Genomic DNA, 21,519 nt, shown 5'->3' with positions numbered 1-21,519 from the left:
CTAAGGCGCGTCCGGAGTGCGACAATCCGGTGAGGCTCGCACCACGAGGAGGATGATCATGGTCGACTCGTCCGGCGCGCGGGGCGCCTCACTCCTACTCGTTGAGGATGATCCGGATATTGCCGAGATGCTCGTCGAAGTCTTGTCCGAGTTCTACACGGTTGATCATGTACCCGACGCCGAGCAAGGCCTGGAGAAGAGTCTGAACCGCCATTTTGACGTGATGGTTGTGGACCGGCGGTTGCCGGCAATGAGCGGCCTGGAGTTGATCGCGGCCGTGCGCCGTGCCCAGATCACCACCCCGATCCTGATGCTCACCGCGCTCGGCACCCTCGAGGACCGGGTCTCCGGTTTGGACGGCGGCGCCAACGACTACCTGGTCAAACCGTTCGAGTTCGAGGAGTTGCTGGCCCGATTGCGCGCACTCACACGCGGGTACGCGGCTGAGGGACGCCGGCGCTACGTGGGTGATTGGGTCTACACGCCCGACACCATGACGATCTACTCGCCTTTCGGCACCCGTATCTCGCTGACCGCCACCGAGAATCAGTTGCTCGAGTTGTTGAGCTCGAGTCCCGAGCATGTCTTCTCCCGCGAGGAGATCCTGCAGTCGGTGTTCAAACCAGACGACTCGCCCGGAACCGTGGACACATATGTGCATTATCTGCGGAGGAAGACAAGCAAAGACTTGGTAGAGACCGTTCGAGCGCAGGGATACCGATTGGGAGATCTGCCGTGACCGCCAACGAAGATGGCACTCGAGTCCGCCGGGCCGCGGCATCTGTTGGTTTGTGGGTTGGGGTGACAACGGCGATCGTTACGATCGCCGGCGTCCTCATTTTGATTTGGGCGATCCGTATCGGCTCGCGGCGTGAGCAGGGCGAGCACCAGGGTCCCGGCGGCGAGCGGGGCGAGGGGGCGCTGGTTGTCGATGTCGACCAGGTGGTCCTGCTCGTCATCATGCTTGGCCTGCTGGGGGTCGTACTCACAGCCGCTGTCGGCTGGCTGGCGTCTCGACGTGCCGTGCAGCCTCTGGCTGAAGCCTTGCGACTGCAACGCAACTTCGTTGCCGACGCCAGCCACGAAATGCGGACTCCGCTGACAGTGCTGAGCAGCCGGGTTCAGACGCTGGAGCGTCGCCTGGCTCGTGGACAGCCGGTTGCTGACATCGTCGAACGCCTGCACGCCGACGCCGACTCCATGGCTGCGATCCTCAATGATCTACTTCTCAGCGCTGAAGGATCCGAAACCGCAATGGACACACCGGTGTCCGTGGTCGATGCTGTGAAGCAAGCAACCGGATCGCTGGAGGCGCTGGCGTCGGCATCACAGATCGTGATCGCGGTCACCGCCGAGTCCACGCCGACGGTCCTCGTGCCGCAGGTGACGCTGGTGCGCTGCGTGGTGGCGTTGATCGACAACGCGATTCAGCACTCTCCTGCTAGCGGGACCGTGACGGTGTCTGTGTCGACTCAGGGCGCCATGGCAGAAGTCCGCGTGCGAGATGAGGGCGCCGGCATCACCGGCATCGCCCCGGGGGCGGTGTTTGAGCGGTTCTCACATGCGCACGAGCAGACCGGACGACGCGGCTTCGGTCTGGGCCTGGCCTTGGTGCGAGATGTCGCGGTGCGCTTCAGCGGAACCGTCGCCGTGGAATCGACGTCGGCCACCGGAACGACATTCCTATTGCGTTTGCCCCAGTCAGGCGGACGCCGCCTGCGGCAAGCGGCCGAATCGCTCCAAGCCGGCCCCATCAGCCAAGATCCGAGTGCCACCTGACCACCGGCGAACCCGTCCATCGGAGGCGATCAGCAGGCCCGCGCGAGTGCCGGCGGTGGCGATCCAGTCCAGATCATCAAAGCCCGCGATCATCGCCGTCGTGGCCCACAGATCGGCCTCGGTGAGCCGGTCCGCCACGACAGTCGACGATGCGATCCCGTGTGCAGCTCCACCGGTGCGCGGATCGATGATGTGATCACCTCGCTCGGCGATGCCCGAGGTGGCGATCGCGCCACTGGTCACCGATAACCTCGCCGCCATTTGCCGGGGATCGTTGGGGTCCACGATTCCCACCTCCCACACCCACGGCGAGTCCTCGGCTGTGAGCAGCTGCATATCACCGCCTGCATTCACGCCCACGGCCGCAACATCGCGAATCTCCAGCAGCGGCGCCAGCTCCTGCTCGACGACCCTTTCAACCGCCCAGCCTTTGACGATTCCTGTTGGGTCGAACCAGCCTTTCCACCACGGATCGAAGAGTCCGCCCGTGCGCGCTCTCGCGTCGAGACATTCGCGATGGATCTCTGCGATCATTGGATCCGCGTCTGCCAACCCAAGGTCTCCTCGAGCGATACGGCAGATGTCGGAGCTCTCGAGAAACGGCGAGCAGACGCGATCGACTTGGTGAAGCCGGGCACCGACGCGTCCCATCGCTGCGGCCACGGATTCCCCGGCGACGCTCTCGGCAGCCGTGATCACGTGGATGCTGACCGCCGTACCCATGATTTGCTCGACCTTGACGCTCCGGCGGAAGTCGGCGGGCCGAGGGTCACCGGCGCTCATCCGCACTGCGCCTGGTCGAGAGCACTCTGCAGCGACTCGAGGTATCCGCGACTGGTATAGGTCGCGCCCGAGATCATGTCGATCTGGGCGCTCTGCGCTGACAGCGTCTCGCTGGTGAGCTTGGGGATGGCATCTGAGTTGATTTGTTGATCGCGGGAGTTTTCGGATGGATACGTGATGGCGTCCGCTGCGGTGATCGTCCCGTTCTCGACAACGATCTGTACCTGGACGTCTCCGTAACGAGTCGAGACGGACTGACCCTGATAGGTGCCGTCGACCAGGCCGGAGCAGGATGTTGTGGCCGACTCGGCTGAGACGCCCGGGTCAACGTTGCCGGACGCACTGGAAGTGGTCTGGGGACTGCTTGCCGTGGCGGTACCCGGGGAACTCGAGAGGGCGCTACTGATCGAGGCGCGGTAGCTCACGAGGAGAACCACCCCGCTCAGTGCGGCCAGCGATGCGTATGCAATCCGTTTCATGACTCAGCCTTTCCTAGATATCAAAGTCTTCGGAGTGAATGTGACCCGGATCCACCGACAAGGACTCCAAGTCATTTCTCAGACTCCTCATCCACGGCCCCGGACCACACAGATAGATGTCGTAGTCCGACAACCCCGGGGCGAGCTGCTGCAGCAGCTCGGGTCCGGTCCACTGCTCCCAGCTCCGCGGAAGCCAGGACGAGGTTCGCCGCGAACGCGGCCCGATCATCGCGACGTGCGTGAGCCCCCGCTGAGCCACGAGTTGGTCGATCGAGGTGGTCAGCAACGCCTCATCTGGACGGCTATCGCGGGTGACCAGAGTCGCCTGCCCCGGCTCGTATGGCTGTTCCTGCAGGATGGAGACGAGCGGGGCGACTCCTGCGCCGGCGCCCAGCATGAGGAGTTTGTGTCCGCGGCGCCGATCGCCGGTCAGATGTCCGTAAGGTCCCTCAACCAGCACCGATGTGCCTGGTGCCATACGTGTCAGCCGCTGGGTACCGTCCCCGACGATGCGGGCGGTGATCGTCAATCGATCGTCCGATGGTCGCGCCGAAATCGAGAACGGATGCCCTCTGGTCCACCCCGGGCCGTCGAGGAAACGCCATACGAAGAACTGACCGGCCCGGACATCCAACTGGTCCAGACGATGTCCCGACATCTGCACGCACACGCCGGTGGAACCGTCGGGAGTGACCGACTCGACGCGGATGCGGTGGCGGATCGATCGTGCCAACGGGGCGCCGAGGCGAAAGACGAGAACGCAGCCGGCCGCCACTGCCCACAAGGCCCACCAATAGGCAGCGGCCCACGGGAAAGCGAGAAAGTCGGCCCCCGAGAACAGCTGATGCGGCAGCGCAAGCCCAACTCCCAGGTAGGCATAGAGGTGGAGCAGATGCCACGATTCATAACGCAGCCTCCGGCGTGCGCGTCGGATCGACAAGGCCACTACGCCGACGATCAGTATCGTGCCGACTACGGCCAGGGTCATATCAACCGACTGCACGACCATCTGCGCAAGTTGGTCGAAGAAGCCGATCAGCGCGCCGGCCGCGTACCCGGCAACGGTCAACACAACGTGGGCCAGGAAGAGCCAGAACGACCAGAACCCGGTCAACCGGTGCGCCCGGGTCAAGGCGTCGTGACCGAAGGCTCGCTCGAACAACGGCACGCGGGCCATCAGCAAGACCTGATAGAGCAGCAGATTGGCAGAAACCAGTCCGGTGAGCCGACCAGCGGATATCAGCGCCTCGGCCCCACCTCCAATCGTTGCCTGGAGACCTCCGCCGGCCACCCACAACGCCGCAACGAACAAGCTGGTCAGCCAGATCACGACGACTCCGGCAGCTTGCCATGCCTGCGCTGCTCGAAGCGTCGCCGTATGTGCCGGGGTCGGGAAGTGTGTCAGGCTTGAACTGCGTTCGTGGATCGCTGTCATGGCAACCATGTTTGGTTCCGGGGTCTAAGACTTCTCCAAGAAAAGGCCCCCCTCAGCCATCCCCCAAGAACTCCATAGGTAACTCATAGCTTCGCCGATCGACACGGCCCGGACCCTACCCCCGGCGCGCCGGGTCGGCAGCCATCTGGCGTTGTTAGCAGCAGATGGTGGTCCGGGGTGAGGATAGGCTCGCAAAACGGGCCCGCAAGCCGGTCCGGTCTCAACGCATGATGCGACCCCTGGGAGGCTGCATGACTCCGATCACGATGACCCGCCGCACCTTCGGCGGGCTGAGCGCACTGCTGCTGGCCGGCCTGGCCGGTTGCGGTCGTGAGAACCCCGGCTCCGGCGGCTCGTCCGAAGTGACCTACCAGCTGTCGTGGACGCATTCGGTGCAGTTCGGCGGCACCTACATCGCTCAGGATCGCGGACTGTTCGAAGACCTGACGGTGAGGCTGGCGGCCGGCGGGCCCAACGTGGCCGGCGATGCCAACACGGTGAGCGGCGCCGCCTTGATGAACATCTCGTCGGCCGACGGTGTTGCCCGGTCCAATGCCGAGGGAGCCGACCTGGTCATCATCGGCGCGCAGTACCAGAAGAGCCCCGCAACGATTCTGTCGTTGGCCGATGCACCGCTGCGCGAACCCCAAGACCTGATCGGCAAGCAGATCGGGGTTGCCGGAACCGACACTCCCGGACTCACCGCATTCCTCACGGTGAACGGACTCGGGCAGGGCGACGTGCAGTTCGTCCCCAGCCAGTACGACCCCGCGATTCTCACCGCCGGCCAGGTCGACGGCATCTTCTGTTTCTACAACGATCTGCCGGTGGCGCTGGCGGTTCAGGGCATCGAAGGCCACTCCATGCTGCTCGCCGACTTCGGCTACAACCCGATGAGCCAGACCTACACCGTGCTGCGCTCCAGCCTGGAGGACGAGCGCAAGCGAGCCCAGATCCTCCGGCTGGTACGCGGGGATGCGCGGGGCTGGCAGGCCTATCGCGACGACCCGCAAGGCGCCGCCGAGCTCACCGTCCGAGCCCATCCGGACGCCGGACTCGACCTGCCCACCCAGCTGCGACAGGCCGAAGTCCAGCTCGACATCATGTTCTCCGAGCTCACCGACCAGTTCGGATTCGCCTGGTTCACCGATGAGCAGGTCGCCGAGAACCTGAAGCTGTTCGACCTGCTCGGCATCGAGGGCGCCGACGAGCGGCTGTGGGATCGGTCGATCCTCGACGAGGTGTACCAGAACGGTCCCACCGCGTGAGTATCACGAAGACTCGTGCGCCCGCCCCGGAAGTCAGATGTACCGCGGTCGGCAAGCACTTCGGCACCGGCGGCGATCGGCTGACGGTCCTCGAGCCGCTCGATCTCAGCCTTGCTCCCGGCTCGCTCACGGCGTTGGTCGGGCCCTCGGGTTGCGGCAAGTCGACGCTGCTGCGGATCATCGCCGGGCTCGAGCAGCCCGACCCCGGTGGATCGGTGAGCATCGGCGACGACGAGCCGCAGGCGGTGCGCAAGCGAGGCGAACTGGCCATCGCCTTCCAGGACGCCTCCCTGCTGCCGTGGCGCACCACCGCGGCCAACGTCGCGTTGGCCCAGCGGCTGGCCCGGCAGCCGGTGGATCACGTCAGGATCGCAGAGCTGCTGAGCACCGTCGGGCTGCGTGGCTTCGAGGACGTCCGGCCGGCGCAACTATCGGGCGGGATGCGACAGCGGGCGGCGATCGCCCGCTGCCTGATCACCGAGCCGCGGCTGCTGCTGCTCGACGAACCGTTCGGGGCCGTCGACGAACTCACCCGTCGGCGCCTCAACATCGAGCTGCCACCGCTGTGGTCGGGCACGGCCACCACGACCCTGCTGGTCACTCACTCGATTCCCGAGGCCGTGCTGCTTGCCGACCGGGTGCTGGTGATGTCGCCGAGGCCGGGGACGATCATCGCCGATCTGCCGGTCGCCCTGGAGCGTCCACGGCAGATGAAGCAGCTGCACAGCGAACGATTCACCAGCCTGGTCGAGCGGATCGGGGCGTTGCTGGGCGTCGACGAGTACGCGGAAAGCGGCAGCTGACAGATGGTCGTGCAGACGAGCCCGCGCGTGCGCCCCGAGGTCGAGCAGCCCGGGCGCAAGCCGTCCCGGCTTCCCGCGGCGGCCCGGACGCTCGCGGGCTGGGCGCTGGTGATCGGCGCGTGGGAGCTGGCCGGACGCACCGTTCTCGCCGGCCGGCACCTGGTCGGTGTGCCCTCGGGTGTCGCCGTCAAGCTCGTGGACAACGCCGAGGTCTATTTCCGCGGGCTATGGTTCACCACTCGTGAGGCCTTTCTCGGCTATCTGATCGGCAATCTGGCTGCGGTCGCGCTGGCGTTGCTGGTGGTGCTGCTGCCGGGGTTGGAGCGGCTGGTGCTGCGGCTGGCGTTGGTCGTCTACTGTCTCCCGCTGGTTGCGCTCGGGCCGCTGCTGCGGCTGGTCTTCGGGTTCGGGGACGGCCCGCAGATCACCCTGGCCGCGCTGGCGGTCTACTATCTGTCGCTGGTTCCGCTGCTCGTGGGGCTGCGCGCGGTGCCGCGGTCGTGGCTGGATCTCACCGCCTGCTACGGCAGGGGACGCTGGACGACGCTGGTCACCATCCGGGCACGGGCGGCGCTGCCCTATCTGATGGCCGGATTGCAGGCCAGTGTGCCCGCTGCCTTCCTCGGTGCCCTGGTCGGCGAGTTCACCGGTGCCGAGCGCGGGCTGGGGGTGCTGTCGATCCTCGCATTGCGCAGCCTGGATACCGATGGCCTGTGGGCACTGATGCTGCTCAGCACGGCCGTCTCGCTGATCGGCTACCTGGCCGTCTCGCAGCTGGCGCGCCGCCTGACCACCGAACAGCCCACCGTGCTGCTGGCGCCTCCCGGATCGGACCGGCGGCGGTCGTGGTGGCGGCGGTCGCTGCAGGCTGCCGGTGGAGTGGTCGTGGCGTCCGTGCTGGTGATCGGCACTTGGGTTGGCCTGTTCGGGTTGCTCGGCCTCGATCCCTACTTCGCCAAGCGTCCCGCGCAGGTGTGGGAGTGGCTGGTGACCGCTCCGGCGGCGCCCGAGCATCGCGATGACCTGCTGACCGCCGTCGGCCAGACCGCGGCCGTCGCGATCCCCGGATACTTCGCCGGGTTGTTGGCCGGTGTGCTGCTCGCGACGGCATTCTCGTTGTCGACGCGGACGCGTCAGGCCCTGACCCCGGTCGCGGTCGCGTTGCGCTGCGTGCCGGTTATCGCCATCGCTCCCCTGCTGGTCGCCGCCCTCGGCCGAGGCGCGTTCGGGACCGCAGTCGTGGTGGCGATCATGACGTTCTTTCCCACGCTGGTCTCGTGCCTGTACGGGCTCGGGCAGCTGCCGGGACAGGTGGCCGAGGTGTTCGCGACCTACGCGACCCCGCCGGCCCGGGTGCTGATACTCGGCCGGCTGCCCGCGATGGCGCCATCCTTCTTCGCCTCGGCACGGATCGCGGCGCCGACCTCGCTGCTGGCGGCGACCGTCGCGGAGTGGCTGGCCACCGGAACCGGACTGGGCAACATGATGGCGGTGGACGCGGCGACCAGCCGGTACACCTCGTTGTGGTCGACGGTGGTCGTCGTCACAATGATCGCTCTGGTGTCATATGCGCTGGTCGAGCAAGTGGAGCGGCGGGTCCTGGCGGTGGTGGCACCGGAGCAGATGCGCTGGTGAGTTCCCGCCGAGCGCGTCGCCCTCGTCATGCGGACTGCCTCGTCCTACTACTGCCTCGTTCTGCAGGTTTGCCCCATCACGGGGCTTGCCCCCTTCACGCAGGCCACCCAGTCACGCGAGTCGCCTCGTCCTGCCGGCCTCGGCTGTCAGCCGACCGTCGAAGCCCCCGCCGGCAGCGCTGCTGCGACGATGCGCGCAGTGTCGGCCCAGGTGGGAAGCTGCAAGCGCAGCTTCTCGGCCTCGTCCCGCCAGCGTTGCCGCAACTCGGGATCGCTCAGCCAGCCGTGCAGCACAGCCGACAACGCATCGGCATCGCCCGGTGGGAAGCTCTCGCCGACGCCCTGCGCCTCGACGGCCCCGGTGCCGGCGGGCACGATGGCGGGGATGCCCCGTGCCAGCGCCTCGGTGATGACCATCCCGTAGGTCTCGGTCCTTGAGGTGTGCACCAGCAGATCGGCCTTCGCCCAGACCGACTCCAGGGCGTCTCCGGAGCGCTGGCCCAGCACCGTGACTCGGTAGGACAGCCCGGCCTGGTCGATGCGCTCGCGGACTTCGCGGCTGAGATCGTCGTCCACCTTGTCCGACCCGACGAGCTGGGCGGTCCACTCGAAATCCTGCAACCGAGACAAGGCTGCGATGAAGGTCAGCGGATCCTTGGTCTGGGTCAGCCTGCCCAGCCACAACAGCATCGGCGGATTGCCGGCGCGTGCCGAGCCGATGGCCAGTTCGGCGGGTGCCACTCCAGGTATCGCGACCACGGCATCGCCACGCCCATAACGTGCGGCCACCTGATCGGCCGCCCACGAGCTGGTCACCACGACCGTGTCCGCGGCCTCGACTGCCTGCGCCTCGGTCGCGGTGAGCCTCTTCCGAACGCGCTGCGACAACGCCGGATCGTCGGCCGGGAAGTAGTGGATCAACATCGTGACCCGTCGTCCGGACTCGACCGCCGCACTGATCACCTCCGGTTCTGCCGAGCCGATGATGTTGTCGATCAGCCAGTCCTGCTCGGCGGCGAGCAGCCCCGACAGCCGCTCCCGCTCCTGCTGCTTGGGGACGGGCCAAGACCCGGGGACCGGATATTCACGCACGTCCAGCCCCAGCGCCCGCAGCGCCACCGCCAACTCGTCGTCGTATCGATTGCCTCCACTGGCAAGATCGCTGCGCCAGCGGGCAAAGCCAATTCGTTGCTTCATCCTCGCGTCCGCCTCCCGACGAGCTGCCCAGCGGCCCCGATGCCACCTTCTCCCGCATCTGTGCAGTCGTCGTATGACAACGATCCTATTGGCCCGGGGAGCAGGCCATGCGGATTCGGAGGCCCTCGCGCGCATCGCGATCGACTCCCGGTCGCATGTCACCCCCCATTCTGTGACTTCGCCAGGACGGGAATAGTTCGGGGCGCTGATCGGTTCCATTAGATGCAAACGCATGAATTCGGCCAACCCACGAGGAGTGGAGATGCAGTTCGGAGTCTTCTCGGTCAGCGACATCACCCGCGATCCCGTCTCGGGCTACACGCCCAGCGAGGCGGAGCGGATCGACGCCGTGACCCAGATCGCGCGCAAGACCGAAGAGGTCGGGATGGACGTCTTCGCCATTGGCGAGCATCACAACCCGCCCTTCTTCTCGTCGTCGCCGACCACGCTGCTGGCTGCGATCGCGGCGACCACCCAGAGGCTGATCGTCACGACCGCGACCACCCTGATCACCACCAACGATCCGGTGCGCATCGCCGAAGAGTACGCGATGCTTCAGCATCTGTCGAAGGGCCGGATGGACCTGATGCTCGGCCGGGGCAACACCGCGCCGGTCTATCCCTGGTTCGGGGCCGACATCCGCAAGGGACTGCCGATGGCGCTGGACAACTACAACCTGCTGCACCGGCTCTGGCGTGAGGACGTGGTCGACTGGGAGGGCGAGTTCCGCACTCCGCTGCAGGGTTTCACCTCCACTCCGCGACCATTGGACGATGTCCCGCCGTTCGTCTGGCACGGCTCGATCCGCACCCCGGAGATCGCCGAGCAGGCGGCGTTCTATGGGAACGGCTTCTTCGCCAACCACATCTTCTGGCCGAGTGAGCACTCGTTGCGGCTGGTCGACTTCTACCGGCGGCGCTTCGAGCACTACGGTCACGGCAGCCGCAAGCAGGCCATCGTGGGGCTCGGTGGACAGGCCTACATCGCCAAGCGTTCCCAGGATGCGATCAAGGAGTTTCGTCCGTATTTCAACGAGGCCCCGGTCTACGGTCACGGACCCTCGCTCGAGGACTTCATGCAGGCGACCCCGTTGAGCGTGGGCAGCCCGCAGGAGGTCATCGAGAAGACACTGAGTTTCCACGACACCTTCGGGGATTACCAGCGTCAGCTCTTCCTCATCGACCATGCCGGACTGCCGCTGAAGACCGTGCTGAACCAGCTCGAGTTGCTAGGTGGCGAGGTGATCCCGGCGCTGCGCAAGGAGTTCGAATCGCGCAAGGATCCCGAATCGGCCGAGGCGCCGACCCACGAGGCCCTGGTGAAGGCGAAGTATGGCGACCAGCCCGCCCGGCAGCCGCGTCCGAACGCCAACCGCGGCGACAACGTCACCGGCGGTTCGCCCTACCAGGACAGCACGACTGCGGCCAGCTACCCCGGCCTGCACTGAGGAGTTGCCGAGATGGAGCGATCCACCAAGCACCTGGCCAACGACGCGTGGGAGGCGTTGCTGACCGCTCATTCGGTGATCATGAAGCAGCTCAGTACCCCGGACACCTGGGACGACGTGTCGATGCGCGAATACGACGTGCTGTACACGCTGTCGAAGTGTGCCGCCCCGATGCGGCTGAGCGAACTCAACGAACGGGTGCTGCTCAGCCAACCGGCGCTGTCGCGGATGGTCGATCGGCTGGCCGCCCGGGGGCTGGTGAGCCGGGTGGCCGATCCGGCGGACCGCCGCGGCGTGCGGATCTCACTGACCGAGGCCGGCCGCGCCAAACAGCGCGAGGTCGGCGGCCGGCATTCGGTCGAGGTCGCGCAGGCGGTCACCAGCCGGCTGAGCCAAGCCGAGATGGACGAATTGGAGCGGCTGTGCGGCAAGCTCGCCGCCCGGGGCCCGGGTCAACCGGCGAGCGGATCGCCATCGGACGAGGCCGGCAGGCCGACACGCCGGCCGGCTGCTCGTCCAAGGAACGTGAAGACAACGAAGGACGCATCATGAACACTCCCCTGGATTCCACTCATCAGGCGATGATGGCCGGCCCCGATACCCGTCGGCCGCCGTACCGCATCGCCGTGGTCAGCGGCGGCACCAGCGATCCGTCATCGACCCGGATGCTCGCCGATCGGATCGGCGAGCGCGTCCGCAGGCTGGCCGAGGCTCGCAGCGAGCAGGTGCTGGTCGAGACGATCGACCTGCGCAAGCTGACCGCCGAGATCTCCACTGCCATGGTCTCCCAGCTGCTCGGTCCGGGGCTCACCCGGGCGGTCGAGATCCTGGTCGCGGCCGATGGTCTGGTGGTCAGCACCCCGGTCTACAAGGCCGGCCCCAGCGGGCTGTTCACGTCGTTCTTCCAGATCCTCGACAACGATCTGCTGATCGGCAAACCGGTGGTGCTGGCCGCGACTGCCGGCAGTTCGCGGCATGCACTGGTGATCGACGCCCAGATGCGGCCACTGTTCGCCTATCTGCGCACCCTGGTAGCGCCGACCTCGATTTTCGCCGCCAGCGAGGACTGGAGTTCGAGCGAGCTCGGTTCCCGGATCGATCGCGCGGCCTTCGAGCTCGTCCTGCTGGTCGAGAGTGGTTTCGCGGGGAAGATCAAGGACGAGTCGTGGCAGAGCTACCAGCACGGCTACGGCAGTGCGGGAGGTACCGAACTCGGCATCGACCTGGACACCGACCTGATGCGGCTGGCCACCGGCGGGTCGAGAGTCGATCGGGGCTGACAGCACCCGCGCTTCGGCCGAGCGGCCGAGCGCGTACGGCCCACCGGCCCGTCCGACCCAACAGACCGGGGACGCAAAGGCCAGAGTGACGCAGCGGTCAGCCCGATCAGGCGAACAGCGCGGCGCCGTACTTGAGCAGGATCGCCAGCACGATGAAGGTCAGCCACAACACCACGATCAGCCCGTCCAACCCCATGCGCAGCCCCGAGGCGAGTGCATTCTGCACCCGCGGCGGGAGGAAGAGGTTGTTGTCACGGATGTTCACGTGGGTGAGCGAGCTGAACACCAGGGTGGTGGACAGCGTGACCAGCAGGCACCACGGGCACAGCGCATTGATGTGGAACATCGACTGATAGAACAGCCAGTAGGCGAACACCAGGCCGATCGTGTAGACGATCTGGGCGGCGAGCATGAACCCCCGCGGGAACTTCACCTTGGCGAGACTGGCCACCGCGATCGTGATCACCACCGGCTCGGCGATCAACCCCAGGTACGCGTTGGGGAAGCCCAGCAGGTTCGCCTGCCAGGTCGCGCCGACGGTGCCACAGCTGATCACCGAGTTGATGTTGCACGCCAGGTCGGCGCCCGGATTCCTGGCGAGCTCGAGCGCGTCCACCGACAGCACGAAGGACGCGGTCAGGCTGATCAAGGACGAAAACAGCATGTACCCGAAGATCCAGCCGTTGGACTGCCTGAATCGGTGGACCCGCTCGAAAAGCTCGCTCATCAGCCGGCCGCGTTCTCGACGGCCGACTTCAGCGCACCGGCGGTGAAGATTTGCGAGCCGGTGAAGTCCTCACCATTGATCTTGACCGTTGGCGTGCTCTTGATCCCGGCTGCGTACGCGGCAGCGTTGGACCCGTTCACGAAGTCGGCATTGGCCAGATCCGCGAACGTCGCGCTGACTGCGTCGCTGACGCCAACCCCGCGCGCCAACGCGACGAGCTCGTCGTCGCTCAGGCCGCTGGTTCCCTCACCGGGCTGGTTGTCGTAGATGGCGGCATTGAAGGCCATCGCGTACTCGGGTTCCGCATTGGCTACGGTGACCAGCGCATTGGCCGACCGGGTGGAGAAGTTGGTGCCCTGCGACTGGGGGTCCAAGAAGTTCATCAGATGAAGCTCGACCTTTGCGGTGCCATCGGCCACCAAGGCCTCCAGGTCATCGCGGTTCGCGCGCTCGAACTGCCCGCAGTAGGGGCACATGTAGTCCTGGTAGATGGAGATCGTGACCGGAGCGTCCTGCTCGCCGATGACGAGTGCGTAGTCCTGGGTGGCGACGTCGCGGCTCGCGGTCGACGGCGTACCTGTACTGCTGTTGGTGATGCCCCAGATCACGGCACCGACGATCAGGGCGAGCACGACACCGGCGATGCCGATGGTCGTCCAGGTTCGGATCTTGTGCTCCCGCGCGGCTTGGGCCTGCTGCTGGCGGAGCTGTTCGCGGCGGCTGGTGCCGCCGGCAGGTGGTTTGGAAACGTTCTTGGTCTTGCTCATGGAGTTGGTTCACTTTCGACGTCGGGCTGGGCGGACGAGGGCAGGCCCGACGAGGGTTCACATCGAGGAGTGAACAGTGAATCGTCAGGCCGGCGCCAGCGCCGGTGGGCCGCGACGATGCCGAAGGCAGCCAAGAATCGCACCCCGAAGGTTGCTGACATGTCCTTCCAGCGGTGCCCGCACCGGGGAGTCGACGACGATGACCGGTGACTCGGCGGCCAGACCAAGCCGATGGCCGAGCCACGCCCGCGCGGCGCGCAGCGAGCGTCGCGCCCACAGGGCCAGGCCCATCGTCCATGCCAGCGCGACCAGCCCGGCCAGCAACGCAGAACTCGACAGTGCTACCGAGATGTGGCCCACCTCGCTGAAATGGGGGCCGGGAGCATAACTACCGCCCGGGCAGGCGGGGCTTTCGACGAGCACCCGCAGGTGGATTCCCAGCCACGCGACGCCGCGGGATTCGGTGATGCAGGTCTGGAGGGTGCCCGACAGGATGCTTCGCGACAGCGGGGTACTCAGGGACAGCAGCCCCACCAACGCCAGGAGGACAGCTCCTCCGACGCCGTGCAGCCGCGCTCGTCTCACCTATGCCCTCCCGAAGTCTGCTGCCAGTGTAAGGCACTCGCCAATGCAGCTCGCTGCCGGCAGAGAGCTCACATAGCTGCCGACGCCCCTGATCGGGACGAGCATGCCGATGTAGCTGAGCGAGCGGACCGCTTCTCGCACGGTCGACTTGCCCACGCTGAATAGCTCCATCAACTCGTCTTCTTTGGGAATGCGTGAGTTGATCGGCTAGGTGCCGCTGATGATGTTCTCAGAGCGGAAGGAACAGCCCGGTGCCGAGATAGGTGGCGCTGCTGGCTGCAAGCAGCAGTGCCGCGAACGCGAGGAGGGCGGTCAGCACATGGCTCAGTGCCATGGAAAGGCGTTTGGTCAGCGCGACGAGTCTGGTGACCGCGGGGCCCTCGGAGTTGATCAGGTAGGTGACGGTGACAGCGAGCAGCGGCAGCTGACTGATGAGAAACCAGACCATGACCAGAACGGCGGGAACGACAATCCCCCGAGACTGCCCGGCGAGAGCCGCGGTTGCATAGAAGGTGGGGTCGGTGAGCGCAGCGATGCCCCAGGCAGTGCCCGCCGCCAGCATCGCGGGCATCGACGATCCTCGAGCGCGGCGGGACTGGGACGGACTCGACTGGTTCCGGTTCCGATAGCGCCGCACCGCCCAGACGGTCAGCGCGACCGCGGCCGTGAGCTGCAACCAGAAACGGGCAGGGTCGGGCACCTGGATCAGGCTGACGACGACATCGACGAGTCGCTGCACCGACTCCCCCAGCGCGACCCCAACCAGCACCGTCACACCCAACGAAGACGCGAAGAACGCCAGCACTGCGCTGCGACGAGCCCCCGACGCTATTGCGGTGGTCAAGATCAGCGCGCCGACCGGATCCAGGCCGGCGACCCCCAGCCCCGCGATCGCCGCGAACATTCCCCATGACATGGCAGCCACGCTATGTTGTTCATCTGTCTCGTTCAAATGACTTGGACATACGACCGATTACCGTAGACTGGCATCATGAGTGAGCGGGATGCCGGATCTCCTGGACGGATGAGCATGGTCGACCGACGAGAGCTGTTGGTCTCGGCCGCCCTCCAGGTGATGCGCCGCGAAGGCGTCGCGGCAGCGACGACGCGGGCGATCTGCACCCAGGCAGATATGCCACTGGGCGCTTTCCACTACTGCTTCCACAGCAAGGCCGAGCTGTTCCGCCTGATCCTCGACAGCGATCTCCAGGAGAGCCTGGAAAACGCATGGTCGGCCCTCGATCCCGCGCTGACTGCCGAGGAGAATCTGAGTGCAGTGGTCGCGACCTACTGGACGGCTGTTCAAGCCGATCCGCAGTGGTGTCTGGTGCTCAGCGAACTCACCGCCCACTGTCTACGAGACCCCGAGTTGGCTGCGCTGCCCGCTCGCGATTACGCCAGATATCACACCCAGGTGATCGCGCAACTGGAGCGCTTCCTGGCGGACAGCGGCTTTCGCTGCAGCGTCGAGGCCGACACGCTGGCCGATATTCTGATCGCAGGCCTGGCGGGAATTACGTCCTCCTGGCTGGCGCATCGCCGCGACGACATTGCTCGAACAAGCCTGGACGCTTTCGTCGAAATGGTCGCAGCCACGATCACGCCGGCGGCCAGCAGCTAGAGATTCAGAAAGGCACGATCGACGAAGGGAAGGGCCATGAAGACTGTGATCATCGGTGGGCACGGCAAGGTCGCACTGCTCACCGCGCCGCTGCTGCGCCAGGCCGGGGACGAGGTGACCTCGGTGATCCGCAATCCGGACCAGATTCCCGATGTCGAAGCCGCGGGCGCCACCCCGCTGGTCCTCGACGTCGAGTCGGCCTCCCGCGATCAGTTCGCGGCAGCCTTCGCGGGCGCCGACGCCGTAATCTGGTCGGCCGGTGCCGGCGGCGGCAATCCGCAACGCACCTATGCCGTCGACCGGGACGCGGCAATCAGGTCCATCGACGCTGCCGAGCAGGCCGGCGTCCTGCGCTACATCATGGTGTCGTACGCCGGCGCGAGCTTGGACCACGGCGTCAACCCCGCCGATTCCTTCTACCCCTACGCGCAGGCCAAGGCCGCCGCGGACGAGTACCTGCGCGAATCCGCGCTGCACTGGACGATCCTGGGGCCGTCGATGCTCACCCTCGAAGCGCCGACGGGAAGAATCCGGGCGGCCAGAGCCAACGGTGGCGACATCGTCCGGGGCCCGACCTCGCGGGGAAACGTGGCCCGCGCGATCGCCGCGGCGCTCACCGACAACAAGACGATCGGCAAGAAGATCGACTTTGCAGACGGAGACACCGAGATCGCTCAGGCACTGCACGCGGCGTAGATCCCGGACGAAGCTGTAGCGCTCGTCCGGGATCACAGGCTCGCCGCGATGCCGCTAGATCGCGGTCATGTGCTGGTTGTTGCGGGGCAAGCCATCGATGGGCTCGGGTTGGTCGTCCAGGCTGATGGCGCGGAAGGCCATCGGCACGCCCTGCCCGGTCCACAGGGAGGCGCGATCCATCAGCTGGGCATGCACGTGGGGTTCGGTGCTGTTGCCCGAATTGCCGCAGTTGCCGATTCGCTGGCCCGCGGTCACCCGCTCGCCGACGCCGACGGTCAGCGATCCGCGCTGCAGGTGCGCAACCGTGGCGTAGACGCCGTCGTCACCGCGGATGGTGACCTGGTTGCCGATCACGAAGCCCGGCCCGCCCAGCTCCCGGATCGCCGCTTCGACCAGCAGGTACACGACGCCGAGCAGGTTCGAGCGTGCCCGGTGGTCACGTCGCCAGTCGGATGCCTTGACGACCGTGCCGTCGATCATCGCCAGCACGGGCTGCCCCAAACCCGGGTATTCCTGGGCGGCGCGCATCGGCTCACCACCGAACGCCGGACGCGTGTGCTCGGCGGGTTCGTAGGCGAGATCGATTGCGTAGGCCTGCCCGTAGGCTCGCAGCCCATGGCTGGGGACCCGTGTGGCGGGACTGTTCAGGGCGATCCATCGGCCCCTCACCGGCGCGTGCACAGTGCGCGTCGGCGCGACCGGAAGCAGCCGCGGCGCGAGGAACGCGAGCACGACGCACGTCACGAACGCAATGAACGCCGCCAGAACCATGACCGCCCTGACCTGACGAATGCCTTCGGACGATAAGGACGAGCCGACGATCAGATTGCCGACCAGGATCACCGCCGCCACGCCGTAGACCGGACCACGTACCCGATACAGGGCCAGGATTGCGCGCTTCATCGTTGCGCTCCGATCAAGCAGGCCAGCAGCGGCACGACGCGGGAGGCCGGGATTTCGTAACTGCCGCGTCCGCTCTGGCGTACCCATCCGGTGGCGACCAGCTGTCGCAGATGATGGTGCAGCTGCCCGGTCGTTCCGAGCGACTCCATCTCCGCGAGGTCGGCTGTGGCGTGGGTGCCCAGCAAGATGTGCCGCAGCAACTCGAGGCGTACCGGATGGCCCAGCGCGCCGAGCACCGACGACTGGTCCGACCAGTCGGTCTCGAGCAGTCCCTGGGTGCCGAGACCTTGCTGCCACGACACCTCGGCTCCCGTCGGGAGCGTCAGCGAGCCGACCAGCATCACCTCTCCCGCGGCCGTCGAAGGATCCTCTGGCAGGCGCGAACGCAACCCGGTCAGCGCCCAGAAGGTGTCACCTTCATCGATCGGCGACGACGCCTCCTGAGCCGCGACGCGGACGGGTGCTGCTTCCAACGCAGCGACGCGCTCGTCCAGCGCTTGCACGTGTCTTTGTAGCATCTCCATGTCTTCGCTCATGGGACGATAGTACGTTAGAACGATTCTTCGTACAAACGCTTATTCGGACGAACTAACTGGTTGGATCTCCAATCCATCGACGTACATCTCGATGTAGCTGAAGTCACCGCCGGGTGCGTGCCACCGCGCCTCGCCCTGCAGTAACTGACGCCGGCCGGATCGCTGGGTGAACTCACCGACGGGCGTCGACCAGCGCATCGGGATGAAAGTGCGCCCATCGCCGGAAGCCATCGACCGGTCGTCCGAGACGAAATCGACCAGGTCACCCGCCTCGTCGAAGATCAGCAGCGCAGTGATGGTGTGGCCCGCATTGGAGTAGGTCGCACGCACGGTGTGTTCGTCCACCGGCTCCCACTGCACGGGCGCTGTCAGCAGCGCCGAGGGGACGAACAGGCACAGGTCGTTGAACAACGTGACCGTCTCGGCTTGGTCCATCTGCGGGCCGGCGGCGTCGACCACCGGAACCATGAACAAGGCAAGGCCGCGCATCGTGGCGCGGCCGTCGATGAGTTGGTGCAGCACATCGACCGGCAGCCCCTTCATGGTCGCGTGCATGTGGAACAAGCGCGCCACCGTTGGCTGGTACGAGTTCACCTGCTCGGCGACGAACGGCATCCACGGCTGGTCGGGACCGCTGCGGATGCGACCGCGCAACCGCGCCCGGAACTCCTCGGCCACCGGGCTTCCCACCGCTCCCATGCGCCGCAGGTAGGTCGCAACCTGCGGAGGCAGCGCGGCCAGATCGTCCTCGGTCACGATGTGCGCCGGGTCCGACGAGGTGGGCAGATCGGCGACCGCGCGGCGGAACCGGGAGGCGTGTGATCGCGGACCGTACCGGCGCCAGCCGTACACTCCGGCGACCAGCAGCAGTGCTGCCGACCCGGCCAGTACGAGTCGGGATGCGGCGTGACCTGTCATGCATTCACTATGGCGTCATCCGGGGCCAACACCAGATTGCCCGTGTCTCAAGACGAGGGTCGCCGTGCCTCGGAGTTCGCTCGAACTGGGACGAGAGCGCAGGGCAACGGGTCCGGAGCCGAACTCCGGCCGAACGTGACTCGGCTCCGGCTTGGGCTGTCGCCCCTGCCGGGGCATGGCCCGAGTCAGAAGTCAAACATCACCGCGTGGCCGCCCGTGAAGTAGATCGCGTCGAAGTCCGCCGGATCGATCTCGTCAGGACGAGCGGTGTGCTCGAGCAGTGCCATTCGGGCCGGATCGGCCCGCGATGCCCTGGCAGTCGCGTCGTCGTTCGGGAACTTCAGCGACCGCGGCTCCAAGGGTGAGTGGCCACCCTGCGGGCTGACGATGGTTTGCTCGAAACCGCGCTGTTCGAAGACCTGCCAGGCGTGCGTGAGTTCGGACAGCCACAGGCCGGTTGGGTGAGACGGATCGTCGTAATGCGCCACGTTGGTGACGACGTCAAGGATGCGCTTGGTCACGATGACTGTCTTCCGTGAGGGATCGGGCTGGGGATGCGCACGCTAATCCGAGCCGGACCGGTACAGGTCCACAAGCCCCGGGACTCCGCCGCGGTCGAAGGCCGCCACCTGTCGCGCCGCCGGGCTCCCCTGGCGGCGCAGGCGATCCAGGTATCCCTGCACTCTGTCCAGATCACCGAAAGCGGACAGCGTGGCCTCATGGATGTCTACCATGCGCTCGAGCAGAGCGAAGGCAGGAATCGCCTCGCCGTGCAAGGGGTCGACGACTTCGGACCCGAGTCCGTTGCGGGCAGCCAACCAGATCGCGCCGTTCACCAATCCGGGCAGGATCCGCGGTGGTTCGATGCCCGCTTCGGCGTCCCGCAGCCCCTGGTCGACGATCGCCCGCAGCACAGTGGCGAAATCAACAGCATCCCGCGGCTCAAGCTGCGCGTCGGCGATACGCAACTCGATGGTCGGGAAGTTGTGGGACAGCCGCGCGAGCCAGGTCACCGCGCCGGAATCGATGAGGACGCCGGTCGAGATGAGTCGCTCGACAGCGCGGGTGTATTCATCGCCGTTCGAGAACTCGGGAGGGTAGCCCGAGATCGGCCAGTTGAGGCCCATGATGTAGCGCCAACTCGCAAAGCCGGTGGGCTCTCCGCACCAGATCGGCGAGTTCGCCGTGAGCGCCATCAGCGCGGGCGCCCAGCGAGCCAGGCGCTGCAGCACATCGGCTCCGGCGTCGCGCGAGGGCACCTCGATGTGCACATGCGTCCCGGTCACGTACTGATGGTCGGCGGCGCTGCGCGCCTCCGCCCGGATCATCCGATAGCGCTCCTTGGGCGTCACCGTTCCCGGCTCATCGCCGCCGACCGGCGGCAGTCCGGTGCCGGCCATCACGATGCCCAGCGGAACCGCCGCGGACGATGCCTCGGCTCGGAACTCGGTCAGTATCGCCTCGGCCTCGGCTGCGTCCTCACAGACCGGGGTCGCGGTCTCCAACTGACTGGCGAAGAACTCACGGTCGGCCGACTCGCGGTGATCGGGAAGAGACCTGATCAGCGCGGCCGCGTGGTCGGTCGGTCGTCCGGTCTTGGCATCGAGGAGGAGGTACTCTTCCTCCACGCCGAACTGGCGTCGCCGGCTGGGTGTCATGTCCGGTCCTTTCGGATGACCATTCGCGTGGCCGCCATACCGGCCGGAGACAAGACCGGGTCCGTGACCTCGCGCACTTACTTACTGGTCGGTATTGCGGTCAAGCGTCCCACGGACGAGCGGACGGCGCAGAGATTACAACGATCCGATGATTACAGCGATCCGATCGAGTGGACGCCCGGTGTCAAGGAAGAACCGACGGGGTCGTGCGATGTCCGGATCGCCGGTGTCGTCGGCGCGCTCAGGCTAGCCGGGCACCGAACTTGGGTCGGGTTGTCCGCACCCCCTGCAGACAATCCGACCCAAGATCGGCGGTGTCCACCGATTCACCTCCCAGAACCGGTTGCTGCGCCCGATATCGTGGTTCATGCTCCGGAAAAAGCGAGGAATCATGCCTGTGGGCGCCGATTTGAGCTATCCCTTCAAGGGACGCTGGCTGACGCAGAACAGCCCCGCCAATCACGTGCCCAGTCACGGCACGACCCTGTTCGCCACGGCCTACGCGATCGACTTCGTTCCCGTCGACGACTTCGGACGCTCCGCCCCGATCACCGTCTCGTCGCTCCTGCGGCCCGAGCCCGCCGCGTTGTTCACCGGCTTCGGACGACCCGTACTGGCACCGGCGACCGGCACCGTTGTCGCCGCCCTCGATTCCCAGCCCGACCATCCCGCGTACCGCGGCATCCCTTCGGTCGGATACGCGCTCACTCAACGTCGCCGGGTCGCCGCAGGATGGGCCGGGCTGGCGGGCAACCACGTCATGATCGAAACCAGTGGAGGCATCGTCGCCCTCTGCCACCTGCAGCTCGGCAGCATCCGCGTGCAGGTCGGTCAGCAGGTAGACGCCGGCGACCCCCTCGCGCGTTGCGGGAATTCCGGCAACAGCACCGAGCCCCACCTTCATCTGCAGGTCATCGACCGACTGGACGTCGAGCGCGCAATCGCGGTCCCCTTCACGCTGAACGGCACCCTGCCGCGCAACGGCGAGATCATCGACGCCTGA

Annotated in this window: 25 protein-coding genes; 11 read left to right on the top strand and 14 right to left on the bottom strand. The window is 66.5% G+C overall.

Going from position 1 to position 21,519, the window contains the following annotated elements; genetic code table 11:
- Positions 1-58 precede the first annotated feature (58 nt).
- Both QUE25_RS09190 and QUE25_RS09185 read left to right on the top strand, forming a co-directional pair.
- Positions 59-739 carry a response regulator transcription factor gene (locus QUE25_RS09190; RefSeq protein WP_286264271.1) on the top strand — a complete coding sequence of 227 codons (681 nt, stop codon included), beginning with the start codon at positions 59-61 and terminating at the stop codon, positions 737-739.
- Positions 736-1,779, top strand: a complete 1,044-nt coding sequence (locus tag QUE25_RS09185; protein ID WP_286264270.1) for a sensor histidine kinase — start codon at positions 736-738, stop codon at positions 1,777-1,779. The genes QUE25_RS09190 and QUE25_RS09185 overlap by 4 nt, the downstream gene beginning before the upstream one ends.
- Here QUE25_RS09185 and QUE25_RS09180 read toward each other — a convergent pair.
- The 3 genes from QUE25_RS09180 to QUE25_RS09170 are packed head-to-tail and all read right to left on the bottom strand — an operon-like array spanning position 1,702 to position 4,476.
- Positions 1,702-2,562: an FAD:protein FMN transferase gene (locus QUE25_RS09180; RefSeq protein ID WP_286264268.1), complete on the bottom strand. Its 861-nt coding sequence runs from the start codon at positions 2,560-2,562 to the stop codon at positions 1,702-1,704. The two genes, QUE25_RS09185 and QUE25_RS09180, sit on opposite strands and share 78 nt — an antisense overlap.
- Positions 2,559-3,041, bottom strand: coding sequence for an FMN-binding protein (locus QUE25_RS09175; RefSeq protein WP_286264267.1), 483 nt, complete (start codon positions 3,039-3,041; stop codon positions 2,559-2,561). The genes QUE25_RS09180 and QUE25_RS09175 overlap by 4 nt, the downstream gene beginning before the upstream one ends.
- Positions 3,042-3,054: 13 nt before the next feature.
- Complete coding sequence (locus tag QUE25_RS09170; protein WP_286264265.1) at positions 3,055-4,476, bottom strand: ferredoxin reductase family protein; 1,422 nt, start codon at positions 4,474-4,476, stop codon at positions 3,055-3,057.
- A gap of 251 nt (positions 4,477-4,727) precedes the next feature.
- On the opposite strand from QUE25_RS09170, the gene QUE25_RS09165 reads away from it, so the two are divergent.
- The 3 genes from QUE25_RS09165 to QUE25_RS09155 are packed head-to-tail and all read left to right on the top strand — an operon-like array spanning position 4,728 to position 8,182.
- On the top strand, positions 4,728-5,744 hold the full coding sequence (locus QUE25_RS09165) for an ABC transporter substrate-binding protein (protein WP_286264263.1): 1,017 nt from the start codon (positions 4,728-4,730) through the stop codon (positions 5,742-5,744).
- The gene (locus QUE25_RS09160) at positions 5,741-6,547 is read left to right on the top strand and encodes an ABC transporter ATP-binding protein (RefSeq protein ID WP_286264260.1); all 807 of its coding nucleotides are present in this window, start codon (positions 5,741-5,743) and stop codon (positions 6,545-6,547) included. Before QUE25_RS09165 ends, QUE25_RS09160 begins: the two co-directional genes overlap by 4 nt.
- A gap of 3 nt (positions 6,548-6,550) precedes the next feature.
- Positions 6,551-8,182, top strand: coding sequence for an ABC transporter permease (locus QUE25_RS09155; protein ID WP_286264258.1), 1,632 nt, complete (start codon positions 6,551-6,553; stop codon positions 8,180-8,182).
- A gap of 146 nt (positions 8,183-8,328) precedes the next feature.
- Here the strand turns inward: QUE25_RS09155 and QUE25_RS09150 are convergent, their stop codons facing one another.
- Positions 8,329-9,378 (bottom strand): glycosyltransferase family 4 protein, encoded by a 1,050-nt coding sequence (locus tag QUE25_RS09150; protein ID WP_286264256.1) that lies wholly within the window; start codon positions 9,376-9,378, stop codon positions 8,329-8,331.
- Between the two features lie 262 nt (positions 9,379-9,640).
- Between QUE25_RS09150 and QUE25_RS09145 the strand changes: the two genes are divergently transcribed.
- Genes QUE25_RS09145 through QUE25_RS09135 form a run of 3 tightly spaced genes read left to right on the top strand, consistent with a single transcriptional unit; the run spans position 9,641 to position 12,105 of the window.
- A complete protein-coding gene (locus tag QUE25_RS09145; RefSeq protein WP_286264254.1) occupies positions 9,641-10,825 on the top strand; it encodes an LLM class flavin-dependent oxidoreductase in 1,185 nt (394 codons plus the stop codon).
- 12 nt (positions 10,826-10,837) lie between these two features.
- A complete protein-coding gene (locus tag QUE25_RS09140) occupies positions 10,838-11,377 on the top strand; it encodes a MarR family winged helix-turn-helix transcriptional regulator (protein ID WP_286264253.1) in 540 nt (179 codons plus the stop codon).
- The gene (locus QUE25_RS09135; RefSeq protein ID WP_286264251.1) at positions 11,374-12,105 is read left to right on the top strand and encodes a CE1759 family FMN reductase; all 732 of its coding nucleotides are present in this window, start codon (positions 11,374-11,376) and stop codon (positions 12,103-12,105) included. The genes QUE25_RS09140 and QUE25_RS09135 overlap by 4 nt, the downstream gene beginning before the upstream one ends.
- A gap of 106 nt (positions 12,106-12,211) precedes the next feature.
- On the opposite strand, the gene QUE25_RS09130 is transcribed toward QUE25_RS09135, so the two are convergent.
- The 5 genes from QUE25_RS09130 to QUE25_RS09115 form a co-directional block, all read right to left on the bottom strand.
- The gene (locus QUE25_RS09130) at positions 12,212-12,832 is read right to left on the bottom strand and encodes a vitamin K epoxide reductase family protein (protein ID WP_286264248.1); all 621 of its coding nucleotides are present in this window, start codon (positions 12,830-12,832) and stop codon (positions 12,212-12,214) included.
- Positions 12,832-13,599: a DsbA family protein gene (locus QUE25_RS09125; protein ID WP_286264247.1), complete on the bottom strand. Its 768-nt coding sequence runs from the start codon at positions 13,597-13,599 to the stop codon at positions 12,832-12,834. The genes QUE25_RS09130 and QUE25_RS09125 overlap by 1 nt, the downstream gene beginning before the upstream one ends.
- A gap of 84 nt (positions 13,600-13,683) precedes the next feature.
- Positions 13,684-14,184 carry a hypothetical protein gene (locus tag QUE25_RS09120; RefSeq protein WP_286264244.1) on the bottom strand — a complete coding sequence of 167 codons (501 nt, stop codon included), beginning with the start codon at positions 14,182-14,184 and terminating at the stop codon, positions 13,684-13,686.
- Positions 14,185-14,376 carry a GntR family transcriptional regulator gene (locus tag QUE25_RS14855; RefSeq protein WP_425332769.1) on the bottom strand — a complete coding sequence of 64 codons (192 nt, stop codon included), beginning with the start codon at positions 14,374-14,376 and terminating at the stop codon, positions 14,185-14,187.
- 37 nt (positions 14,377-14,413) lie between these two features.
- Complete coding sequence (locus tag QUE25_RS09115) at positions 14,414-15,100, bottom strand: hypothetical protein (RefSeq protein WP_286264242.1); 687 nt, start codon at positions 15,098-15,100, stop codon at positions 14,414-14,416.
- Between the two features lie 75 nt (positions 15,101-15,175).
- On the opposite strand from QUE25_RS09115, the gene QUE25_RS09110 reads away from it, so the two are divergent.
- Positions 15,176-15,805, top strand: a complete 630-nt coding sequence (locus tag QUE25_RS09110) for a TetR/AcrR family transcriptional regulator (protein ID WP_286264239.1) — start codon at positions 15,176-15,178, stop codon at positions 15,803-15,805.
- A 36-nt stretch (positions 15,806-15,841) separates the two neighbouring features.
- Positions 15,842-16,501 (top strand): SDR family oxidoreductase, encoded by a 660-nt coding sequence (locus QUE25_RS09105; RefSeq protein ID WP_286264235.1) that lies wholly within the window; start codon positions 15,842-15,844, stop codon positions 16,499-16,501.
- A 54-nt stretch (positions 16,502-16,555) separates the two neighbouring features.
- Here the strand turns inward: QUE25_RS09105 and QUE25_RS09100 are convergent, their stop codons facing one another.
- The 5 genes from QUE25_RS09100 to QUE25_RS09080 all read right to left on the bottom strand — a co-directional run bounded on the left by QUE25_RS09100 (position 16,556) and on the right by QUE25_RS09080 (position 20,516).
- Positions 16,556-17,404 (bottom strand): M23 family metallopeptidase, encoded by an 849-nt coding sequence (locus tag QUE25_RS09100; RefSeq protein ID WP_286264233.1) that lies wholly within the window; start codon positions 17,402-17,404, stop codon positions 16,556-16,558.
- A complete protein-coding gene (locus QUE25_RS09095) occupies positions 17,401-17,940 on the bottom strand; it encodes an ArsR/SmtB family transcription factor (protein WP_286264230.1) in 540 nt (179 codons plus the stop codon). Before QUE25_RS09095 ends, QUE25_RS09100 begins: the two co-directional genes overlap by 4 nt.
- Positions 17,941-17,979: 39 nt before the next feature.
- A complete protein-coding gene (locus tag QUE25_RS09090) occupies positions 17,980-18,858 on the bottom strand; it encodes a DUF6544 family protein (RefSeq protein ID WP_286264228.1) in 879 nt (292 codons plus the stop codon).
- Between the two features lie 185 nt (positions 18,859-19,043).
- Positions 19,044-19,379: a type 1 glutamine amidotransferase family protein gene (locus tag QUE25_RS09085; protein WP_286264226.1), complete on the bottom strand. Its 336-nt coding sequence runs from the start codon at positions 19,377-19,379 to the stop codon at positions 19,044-19,046.
- A 42-nt stretch (positions 19,380-19,421) separates the two neighbouring features.
- Positions 19,422-20,516, bottom strand: coding sequence for a carboxylate-amine ligase (locus QUE25_RS09080; protein ID WP_286264223.1), 1,095 nt, complete (start codon positions 20,514-20,516; stop codon positions 19,422-19,424).
- A 397-nt stretch (positions 20,517-20,913) separates the two neighbouring features.
- On the opposite strand from QUE25_RS09080, the gene QUE25_RS09075 reads away from it, so the two are divergent.
- Positions 20,914-21,519 carry a M23 family metallopeptidase gene (locus QUE25_RS09075; RefSeq protein ID WP_286264221.1) on the top strand — a complete coding sequence of 202 codons (606 nt, stop codon included), beginning with the start codon at positions 20,914-20,916 and terminating at the stop codon, positions 21,517-21,519.

The organism is Brooklawnia propionicigenes (assembly GCF_030297015.1).
GTDB classification, from domain to species: Bacteria; Actinomycetota; Actinomycetes; order Propionibacteriales; family Propionibacteriaceae; genus Brooklawnia; species Brooklawnia propionicigenes.
The sequence above is the reverse complement of the archived record's forward strand: the minus strand, read 5'-3'. Positions and strand labels throughout refer to the sequence as shown.